This window comes from Desulfobacula sp., from assembly GCF_030611305.1.
In the GTDB taxonomy this organism is placed as follows: Bacteria; Desulfobacterota; Desulfobacteria; order Desulfobacterales; family Desulfobacteraceae; genus Desulfobacula.
In genome coordinates this window covers 1-9,556 of sequence record NZ_JAUWQB010000107.1, presented here as the reverse complement: position 1 = coordinate 9,556, position 9,556 = coordinate 1, and the positions used below count along the sequence as shown (strand labels likewise).

The following is a 9,556-nucleotide window of genomic DNA, read 5'->3' as shown; positions in this document are numbered from 1 at the left end:
AAGCCTGACCCCTGACCCCAAATTTTAATTTTAACAGGCGGACAGAAAAATACATGACCAGATCAGACCAACCCTTTGCCTTATATGAAAAAATCAAACAAAGTGTTGTCAGGGATATTGAATCGGGAAAGCTGAACCCTGATGATAAGGTGCTGTCGGAAACTAAGCTTGCAAAAAATTTTAATGCATCACGAATGACGGCCAACCGTGCATTAAAAGAACTGACAGAAGAAGGAAGGATTGTCAGAATCCAGGGCGTTGGAACCTTTGTGGCTTGGCCCAAACCGGATGCAGCCCTGCTTGAAATTAAAAGCATTGCAAAGGAAATTGCTGACTGGGGCGGGGTGCACTCTTCACAGATTCTTGTTTTAAAAGAAGAAAAGATTACTAAGAAAATTGCACAAAAAATGAATCTCAAACCGGATGATACAATTTTCCATTCCATTATTGTTCACAAGGATCGAGGTGTTCCGGTCCAGTATTCCGAACGTTTTATCAATCCAGAAGTGGCCCCACATTATATAAGTCAGGATTTTAAAAAGATTACGCCAAGTGACTATCTTCTGTCTGTGGCGCCAATCCAGGAAGCAGAGCATATTATTGAGGCTGTAAATAGTAATAACCAGATTCAAAAATATTTGAGAATACAACCGGATGAACCCTGCCTGTCGCTTAAAAGGCGCACATGGTCATATGACATGGTGGCGACTTACAGCATAATCATCTCTCCGGGATCAAGATATAAACTGGTTGGAAAATTTATGAGAGGATAAAAAATGAAAGATCAAATTGTTTTACGTGGGAGCAATTTTTTTCTTGAAGATCTGGTTCACATAGCAAGAAATAATGTTGGCATCAAAATATCCCCCAAGTCTGAATCCAGAATCAATAAGGCGCGGAACCTGATTGACAAGTGGGTGAAAGAAGGAAAAAGAATCTATGGCGTTACCACGGGGTTTGGGGCCTTGTCCGACGTAAATATTTCCTATGCAGATACGAAAAAGCTTCAAAAAAATATTTTGTTCAGTCATTCTGCAGGAATCGGCAGGCATGTAGACGATGATGTGGTCAGGGCCATGATAGCACTGAGGGTGAACGATTTTTGCCGCGGCAATTCAGGGCTGAGGCTTGAAACCATTGAAAAACTTGCCCAGCTGGTAAATGTTGACATTGTGCCCGTGGTACCGGAAAAAGGATCTGTTGGAGCAAGCGGTGATCTTGTTCCCATGGCCCACCTTGCCCTTGTGTTAATCGGAGAAGGAGAGGCTTTTGTTGACGGCAAGAGGATGTCTGGTGCCCAGGCCTTAAAGAAAAAATCAATCAAACCCCTTACGCTGTCGGCAGGGGAGGGACTCGCCCTGATCAACGGCACACAGTTCATGATTGCCCTGGGGTGTCTGGCCCTGCATGATGCCTTAAATCTTTGCAAACATGCTGATATTGCAGCCAGTATGAGCCTTGAAACCCTCATGGGTACAAGGTCTGCCTTCGATCCGAGGATTCACAATGCAAGGCCCCACACAGGCCAGATCAAAGCTGCTGATAACATGCTCAGGATTACGGACAATTCAGACATAATCTCTTCCCATGGAGACTGTTCAAGGGTTCAGGATGCCTATACTTTAAGGTGCTCACCCCAGGTCCATGGTGCTTCCTGGGATGCCTTTGCCTATGTTGATAATGTGATCAGGGTGGAGATGAATTCATCTACTGAAAATCCTCTGATTTTCCCGGAATCCGAAGAATTTCTTTCCGGTGGTAACTTTCATGGCCAGCCCCTGGCCCTGGCTTGTGACTTTTTAAGCATTGCCATTGCCGAACTTGCAAATATCTCGGAACGGCGGATAGAAAGACTTGTGAACCCTCAGCTTTCAGGACTTCCAGCATTTCTCGTTGAAGACGGCGGACTCAATTCCGGATTCATGATAGCCCAGTATGCAGCTGCCTCCCTTGTTTCTGAAAACAAAGTCCTTGCCCATCCAGCATCTGTTGATTCCATCCCGACTTCGGCAAACAAGGAAGACCATGTCTCAATGGGGTCTATTGCTGCCAGAAAGTGCCGGGATATTGTCGCAAACACTGAGGAGGTCATAGCCATTGAATTGTTGTGCGCAGCCCAGGGGATCGATTTGTTCACCAACATAAAAGCAGGAGACGGTACCCTGGCAGCCTATGAAGTTATCAGAAGCCGTGTCGATTACATGAAAGAAGATAGGATTCTTTCAATAGACATAGCCAAAGTAAAGGAACTGCTCAAGGATGGCAGTATTGTAAAGGCTGTTGAAAATGAGGTGGGAGAGCTGTATTAAGATAGTTTGACAAGTTTCATATCTCCCCATAAACCTATATGGTCGCCTTTAATAACCGCAATTCCCTGAATTCCTTGTATGGCTTTACCGGCATCAATGGCGAGTTTGATATCAGACGTCTTTTTGATCCTGTTGCCCAGTGCTGTGGCGGCAGCATCTGCCAATGAACATGAATCAGACAGTACTGCAACTGCATCAGCCTTGCCAAAGCTTTTTGAATGGCCCAGCGTGCCGGAAGAGGTACACATGCCATAAGGTTTATTTCTTTTTTCGACCAGGATACCAGTGGTCATACTGAAAGGAGAATCGCCGGCATAAATACTGAAAATAGTTTCAGAATCTGATTTAACAAAAATATCGCCCCCGTTTTCCACAAGAACTTCATTGGAATAATTTAATAAATGCAGTCCTGTATATTCTGCTACAGCACCGGCTACAGCAGCCATGGGGCCGACATCAGTCAAGTTGCCTGCATCAATCATATCACAGATTATTTTGGGTGCCGGGCCCGGGTTATGTATTGGGACAAGGGATGTTGCAAATTCAGGGCAGAACTTAATATATGTCTCAACATAGTTTCGACAGGTTAATACAGACTTAATTGCCTCATCTGTCAGGTCGGTCTCTGTCTGGATATTCAGGTTGGTCTCTTTTACCGTGATATCAAAAGAGATAAGTCCTTTTTTTTGATGCTGTCTGCGATAGGTGCGATTCTCAAACATTTTCAATGGAATCCGGTTTTAAATGATCCGGTGCCTGCCGGATGAAATAGGAGTCTGTCATACCCGAGATATAATCCCTGACGATTTCGGGGTTTGAATGATTTCCCCTGTATCGGGAAGACATGCCGTTTAAAAAATCAGTAAAAATGACAGATTTCTTATTCTCCTTTTCAAGAGCTGTCAGGTATTTTTCAAATAGAAAACGAAAAATATCCTCAATGGACGACAAATGCTTTTTAATAGCAGGATTTTTGTAGATATTTTTGTAGTTAAATGCCTTAAGCTTTTTTAATGCAGAAGAAATTTCTTCGGAAAAGCCGATGAAAGGCTGATTCAGGCTGTTTGAGATCAGGTCTGTCACAAGATTAAATACAATGGTGCCGTTTGTCCGGCCAAGTATTTTTTTACAACTATCCGGTATATTTTCTCTTTTCACCAGCCCTAGCCGGATGGCATCTTCCAGGTCCCGGCCGATGTAACTGATGGTATCTGCCATTCGCATCACACAGCCTTCCATGGTCATGGGGATTTCATCGCAGACTTTATTTTTTTTCATTGTCGTCTTCATGAGGTCAAAATCTTTAAAAGACCTGTCTTTCTGAGGGATAAGTTGTTTCGAGTGTGCTTCTCCATTGTGGCAGATGATGGCATCCATGGTTTGAAGGCTTAAATTCCAACCGTTCCCGTTTTTTTCGATCCTGTCGAGAAACTGGATGCTTTGAAGATTATGATGGAAAAATCCGGCACCATGTTCATGGGTCAGCTTTGAGAGAAAATGCTCACCATCATGTCCGAACGGGGTATGCCCAATATCGTGGCCAAGGCTTGCCGCTTCAATGAGGTCTTCATTCAAGCCCAGGTATCGACCAATGGTCCGGCCAACCCTTGAAACCAGCTGGACATGGATCACCCTGTGGGTGAGATGATCGTTATTGATCAGGGAAAACACCTGGGTTTTGTCAATATATCTTGTAAAGGCAAGGGAGTTTAAAATCCGGTCGGAATCTGAAGAAAAGGCTTGCCGGTATTCATTTTCAGTGAATTTTTCTTTGTGACGTCTTTGGGCGGTATGACTAAAACAGGCCAGGGAACAAAAGTTTTCTTTTTCTCTTTGATTAAGAAGATCTTTTAACGCCCTGGCCTGTTTTAAATTGTCATTCAATAGTGTATTTATAATTGTTTAAGGATGTTTTCCACAACTAAATCAAATGCTTTTGTAAATTCAGTCTCTTTGTCCTGGAATATCATGGGAACACCACTGTCCCCTGAGGCGACTACCCGGGTGTCAAATGGAAGAGACCCTAAAAATTTAAGACCTTGGGATTTTGCTGTCTTTACACCGCCGCCTGAGCTGAATAGATCAATGGGCTCATTGCAGTGAGGGCATTTGAATCCTGCCATATTTTCCACAATCCCAAGGGTTTTCAAGTGAACGGTCTTGCAAAAAGAAATAGATTTTCTGATATCTGCCAATGCCACTTCCTGGGGCGTTGTAACAATAACGCCCAAAGCTTCCGGGATGGTTTGCACAACGGTTAAGGGTTCGTCACCGGTTCCCGGAGGCGCATCAATAATCAGAAAATCAAGCTCTCCCCAGTCCACAGAGCTGACAAACTGTTTGATCATTCCTGTTTTGGCAGGACCTCGCCAAATGATGGCCTGGTCTTTGTCCTGCATCAATGCCTGGACAGAAACGACCTTAAGGTTCCCATTGATCTGCTTGGGAAGCAGAAGCTGGTTTTCAGAAATCTCCAGAAGTTCGGTCAGTCCCAACATATGGGCAATGGACGGACCGTGGACATCAACATCCATCAGGCCTGTTTTATACCCTTTTTGAGAAAGACTGGCTGCAAGATTAGCAGATACACTACTTTTACCGACACCGCCCTTACCGCTTAAGACAAAAATCTTATGTTTTATTTTTGCAAGAGAGGCTTTGATTGCCGCATCTTCCTGTTTTTGTTTGGCAGCCATATCCTGGCCACCTCCCTGTGATGGGCAAGTGCCTCCTTGTTTTGCATTATCTACACTATCATGAATCATTTTATAACATCTCCTTTGAGAAAAATTGTTTGTAAATCACCTAAATAATGATCATTATCTTGAGTCTGTCAACTGAAATACAGACTCTTTTATGGGGGGATTCGGCAGGAAATTTGTGATCTCAAGTGTCATCTTCCTGTTATCACTATCTTTGATTTCTATTCTTACAGGAATAGTACCAAAATCATTATCTTTATATTTTGTGATTGTCATCTCATACAAAAGGTTTCCTGATAAGTCCGTCGTCTTAAGGCCTTCAATTTTTCCCTTGTCATTAAAATGTACATACTGTGTCAACCCTTTCCAATTCTGCCTTAAAGTAATGGTGGATAAGGATGAATCCGACGGCGAAAAATAGGCGTCGTCAAAGTTTTTTACGGGTAACCGCCCCAATAAAACCAATATCATTTCAGACATTTTGACTGGAACAAGGATATAGTCTTTCATGTCCGGGTCTTTTGAATTATACGAGTACTTGGAATGTTCTCCTGTATGTGAAAAAAAGGTGATTTTTTCTCCTGTTGCAATAATGGTTTCTACGGGGTGACCGGATAAAAGGAATGTGATCCTGATTTTATTGGGAAAGACTACAGCCCAGGCAATTCTGAATTTAACCGTCTTTGTTGTTGTTTCAAGCCTTGCCCAGCCTGTTCCCTTGCTTGCGGTAATGTGTTGATTAATTGACCTTGCCTGGTTGGAAAGAAGAAAGGCTTTCTTGTCAAGTAAAGGATTGGTATCAGGCCTGAGCGATGCACAACCCGAGCTAATCAAAATAAAGACGGCAATATAAATTAACCTGAATAATAAGTTTTGGTTAGTCATTTATTTTTTTCTGTACAGCGCTAATTTTTTTCTTAAGCTCGACAACTTTTTCCTTATCCTCATCTTTGGCATTGGATAACGCCTTTTTATAGGCATTCATAGCCTTTTTAAGTTGATTTGTCTTTTGATAGGCATCACCAAGGTGATCTGATATGATGGTCTCAAAAGAGGTTAATTCGGCTGCTTTTTCAAGATATTCCACAGCCTTTTCATACTCCCCTTTCTTGTAATAGACCCAGCCCAGGCTGTCGGTAATATATCCGTCATCCGGTTTAATCTCGTATGCTCTTTTGATAAGTAAAAGCGCCTCATCCAGTTTTATCCCAAGGTCTGCATAGGTATACCCCAGGTAGTTCAAGGCACTGGCATCCTTTGGATCAATTTCAATAATCTTTTTCATGGCGCTGATGCTTTCTTCTTTAAAGCCTGCCTTATCCTGCACTGCGCCCAGCCTGAACAGCAATGATGTGTTTTCAGGAGAGTCTTCCAGCCCTTTTTTTAAGAGGCCGATTGCTTTTTTATAGTTTTTATCTTTTTCATAAAATGAGGCAAGATAAATAATAATATCGATATCTTTTGGAAGGGTTTTATGCTCGTTTTCAAGGTAATTTATGGCGGTCGGCAGCTCTCCGAGTTTTTTATAGAGAAAGGCAATATTCAGGACGGTTTTCTTATATTGAGAATGGGCGGGTTTGATTTTCAAATAGTAAGAGACGGCTTTTTCGAAATCCTCAATCGCTTCATAGGCCATTCCCGTGAAAAAGTTCAGGGTTGAATTTTCAGGATTGCCTTTAAGCATTTGGGAAAAAACAATTACAGCATCCTCATATTTTTTGTCGGAAATATATTCATCCACGGCAACCATGATGAGTCTGGAATCGTTTTCAGTGTCCCGGCCAAGCTCCATAAACAGGTTTGCTGCTTTTACTTTTATATTGGTTTTATAATAATGCAGAGCTCTCCCTAATTGTGCCCGGTAATTGTTCGGTTCGATTTCAAATATTTCTTCATAGATCTTTAATATCTCTGGGTTGTTTCCCGGGGTGTTTTGAATGTTGAGAATTTTTATCAATTGAAACCGTGACTCCACAAGATCCGGCTCAAGCTCAAGTGTCTTCAAAAATTGGATTTTTGCAAGTTCATATAGTTTTTCAGCCAAATAAACCTCGCCCAGATAAAACCAGGCAACATAATAGTCAGGGAACTGCTCAACCATTTTTTTTAATAATACCAGAGCCTCCGGGTTGTTATTTTCCTCCATATATATTTTGGCAAGACGAAGAAATGTTTCCTTGTTTTTTGGGTCAAGCATTAGAACCCTGTTCAAAATTTCGACCAGGTCTTTTTTATCCATGGTATCTTTTTTAAGTTGGATGAAAAGAAGCAGTCCGTCCACATTATCAGGATTTTGCCGAACCAGTTTCTCTGCAAGCTCCAAAGCTTTTTCGTCGTTGTTTTGCCTTAAGTATAACCAGCTCAAGTCACGGGTTATTACGAATGAATCCGGGTCTTTAGCCATTGCCTTTTTCAGAGAGTCAATAGCTTTTTTGTAGTCTTTGTGGTTGATATGAATCCGCGATTCAAGATAGTAATAATTTGCAGAAAGATTATTGTCTTCCTCAATTTCTTGTTTTTGAACTATTCGAGATTCAGAAGGTTTTTTGCTTTGTTTAAGTTGTGTGCAGCCGGAGCCGGCGAAAAAAAAAATTAAGATAAAAATGAGAAGAATATAAACAAAACTTTTTTTCATAATTCGCATTACCTTATTATAAAAACAAATTGCAATTTACTGGCTGTGATCGTACATGTCAAAATCAGGCATGTCTTTTTTAAAATAGGCTTTCATTTTCTTTAAAATATTATTTTCGATTTGCCTTACTCGTTCGCGTGATATTGAGTATACTTCTCCTATTTGCTGAAGTGTTTCAGGACTGTCAGAGAAAATTCTCCTGTTAAAGATATCCAGCTCTCTTTCATTAAGGGTTTTTTTAAACTCATTAACTTTTTTATGCAGGATGTCTTCAATTTCTTTTTTGGCCACCCGATCTTCAGACGAATCAGATTCAACATTTATAAATTCAATTCTTTCAGTATTTGAGTCGCTCTTTAACGGTTCATCAAGACTTAAGTCCCAGTTGGCTAATCTCTGATCCATATCAACCACTTCTTTTTCAGATACACCGAGCCGTTCCGACAGCAGTTTTGGTTTTGGATCAAATCCCTGTTCAATCAGTCGCCGCTTTTCTTTTTTCAGCCTGAAAAACAGCTTGCGCTGCCCCTGGGTTGTTCCAATCTTTACCATTCGCCAATTATCCATGATAAATTTAAGAATATAGGCTTTTATCCAGAATGATGCATAATATGAGAACTTAACATTTTTATACGGGTCGAATTTTTTGACTGCCCGCACAAGCCCTATATTGCCTTCCTGGATCAAATCCTGAAGATTCTGGATCCAGATTCTATGGAATTCAAGGGCAATTTTAACCACCAGACGCAGATTTGAGGTGGTCATGATATAGGCAGCTTCCTGGTCTCCTTCTTCCTGGATTCGTTTTCCAAGCTCAATTTCCTGTTCTCTTGTGAGCAGCTTGTACCTGCTTATTTCATTAAGGTAACTTTGAATGGGGTCTGATTTTACAAGTGCTTTTGAACTTGAATTTTTTGCCTTTTGTACAGGAATCAGAAAATCTTTTTTGGTCAGGCGCTTTTTGTTTTGATTATTCTGACGGGCTTTTTTTGCCATTAAATATACCTTAAGATAGTTTTGATAAAAGTTAAGTATACCATTATCATGGTATTGAGAAAAGCAATATATTTTGTACAAAAAAATAATCACATAGTTTTCTATGGACAAATGGGGTTAAATTTGATAAAAATTTTTTTTGTTTGCGCCTGTAGCTCAGCTGGATAGAGCAACGGACTTCTAATCCGTAGGTCGCAGGTTCGAATCCTGCCAGGCGTACCAGTAATATCAAGGGGTTAGCTCACATTGGGTTGCCCTTTTTTTGCGTCAAAATCGGCGATTGTGCCCGAATTTGTGCCCAACTGCGATTCCAGGTAGGCGTGCTGACGCTGAGCCGCAAGCCTCAAATCGGCATCGCTCACAATTCGGAAACGTAACGCTGGATATGGGGAGTGGTGATGTCAGGTAACCTCATTCCTCCAAACTCAGTCCGTAGGTGCTCCACGCTCAACTCTGCGCGGTCCAGCGATTTTTTGTTGTTAATCCGGTAATCCATGATGAACTCCTCGGCAAGTTCATCAAAGCTTACCTTCTCAAAGAGAACGCTCGGCACCTTTCCCTGCGCTATTTCACCTTCCCTTCGGTCCATGAGTTTCTTGGCGACCATTTTCTTGGTGGTCCCAGAACTCTCTCTAAAACATTTGCCGTTGCGGTAATACTTGATCCACCAGGTATTTCCACGTTTTTAGATCATTCCCATGTCACACCTCCATCTTGTAGTAATTTGACGGGCACAAGATGGAACAATCACCTACCACGCCCATAGGACGTGGTTTGATGAAGACCCCTCGAAGGGGTCTAAAAGCATCGCAATTGCTGCAGATTACAATCCAATATAACGTGGCTATCAAGCTAAAAGACTATGAACATCGAACATCGAACATCGAACGTCCAACGTCGAATTTTGAATAAGG

The 9,556-nt window shown here is 41.7% G+C and carries 9 protein-coding genes and 1 tRNA gene; 3 read left to right on the top strand and 7 right to left on the bottom strand.

Annotated features, from left to right (window positions below; genetic code table 11):
- The first annotated feature begins 53 nt into the window (after nt 1–53).
- Entirely contained in the window at nt 54–773 is a 720-nt protein-coding gene (gene hutC / locus QAI40_RS15415; protein ID WP_299983189.1) for a histidine utilization repressor, read from the top strand.
- A 3-nt stretch (nt 774–776) separates the two neighbouring features.
- Nucleotides 777–2,309 (top strand): histidine ammonia-lyase, encoded by a 1,533-nt coding sequence (gene hutH / locus QAI40_RS15410; RefSeq protein ID WP_299983187.1) that lies wholly within the window; start codon nt 777–779, stop codon nt 2,307–2,309.
- Here the strand turns inward: hutH and QAI40_RS15405 are convergent.
- Genes QAI40_RS15405 through QAI40_RS15380 form a run of 6 tightly spaced genes read right to left on the bottom strand, consistent with a single transcriptional unit; the run spans nt 2,306 to nt 8,642 of the window.
- Nucleotides 2,306–3,031, bottom strand: coding sequence for a UPF0280 family protein (locus tag QAI40_RS15405; protein ID WP_299983186.1), 726 nt, complete (start codon nt 3,029–3,031; stop codon nt 2,306–2,308). The genes hutH and QAI40_RS15405 overlap by 4 nt on opposite strands.
- Nucleotides 3,024–4,193 carry a deoxyguanosinetriphosphate triphosphohydrolase family protein gene (locus QAI40_RS15400; RefSeq protein WP_299983184.1) on the bottom strand — a complete coding sequence of 390 codons (1,170 nt, stop codon included), beginning with the start codon at nt 4,191–4,193 and terminating at the stop codon, nt 3,024–3,026. Before QAI40_RS15400 ends, QAI40_RS15405 begins: the two co-directional genes overlap by 8 nt.
- Nucleotides 4,194–4,201: 8 nt before the next feature.
- Complete coding sequence (locus tag QAI40_RS15395) at nt 4,202–5,074, bottom strand: Mrp/NBP35 family ATP-binding protein (RefSeq protein ID WP_299983183.1); 873 nt, start codon at nt 5,072–5,074, stop codon at nt 4,202–4,204.
- Nucleotides 5,075–5,128: 54 nt separating this feature from the next.
- Entirely contained in the window at nt 5,129–5,896 is a 768-nt protein-coding gene (locus QAI40_RS15390) for a hypothetical protein (RefSeq protein WP_299983182.1), read from the bottom strand.
- Complete coding sequence (locus QAI40_RS15385; protein ID WP_299983181.1) at nt 5,889–7,646, bottom strand: tetratricopeptide repeat protein; 1,758 nt, start codon at nt 7,644–7,646, stop codon at nt 5,889–5,891. Before QAI40_RS15385 ends, QAI40_RS15390 begins: the two co-directional genes overlap by 8 nt.
- Before the next feature lie 36 nt (nt 7,647–7,682).
- Nucleotides 7,683–8,642 (bottom strand): sigma-70 family RNA polymerase sigma factor, encoded by a 960-nt coding sequence (locus QAI40_RS15380; protein WP_299983179.1) that lies wholly within the window; start codon nt 8,640–8,642, stop codon nt 7,683–7,685.
- Nucleotides 8,643–8,787: 145 nt separating this feature from the next.
- Here QAI40_RS15380 and QAI40_RS15375 point away from each other — a divergent pair.
- Nucleotides 8,788–8,864: transfer RNA gene (locus QAI40_RS15375), tRNA-Arg, on the top strand.
- Nucleotides 8,865–9,000: 136 nt separating this feature from the next.
- Here QAI40_RS15375 and QAI40_RS15370 read toward each other — a convergent pair.
- Entirely contained in the window at nt 9,001–9,249 is a 249-nt protein-coding gene (locus QAI40_RS15370; RefSeq protein WP_304511789.1) for a hypothetical protein, read from the bottom strand.
- Between the last annotated feature and the right edge of the window lie 307 nt (nt 9,250–9,556).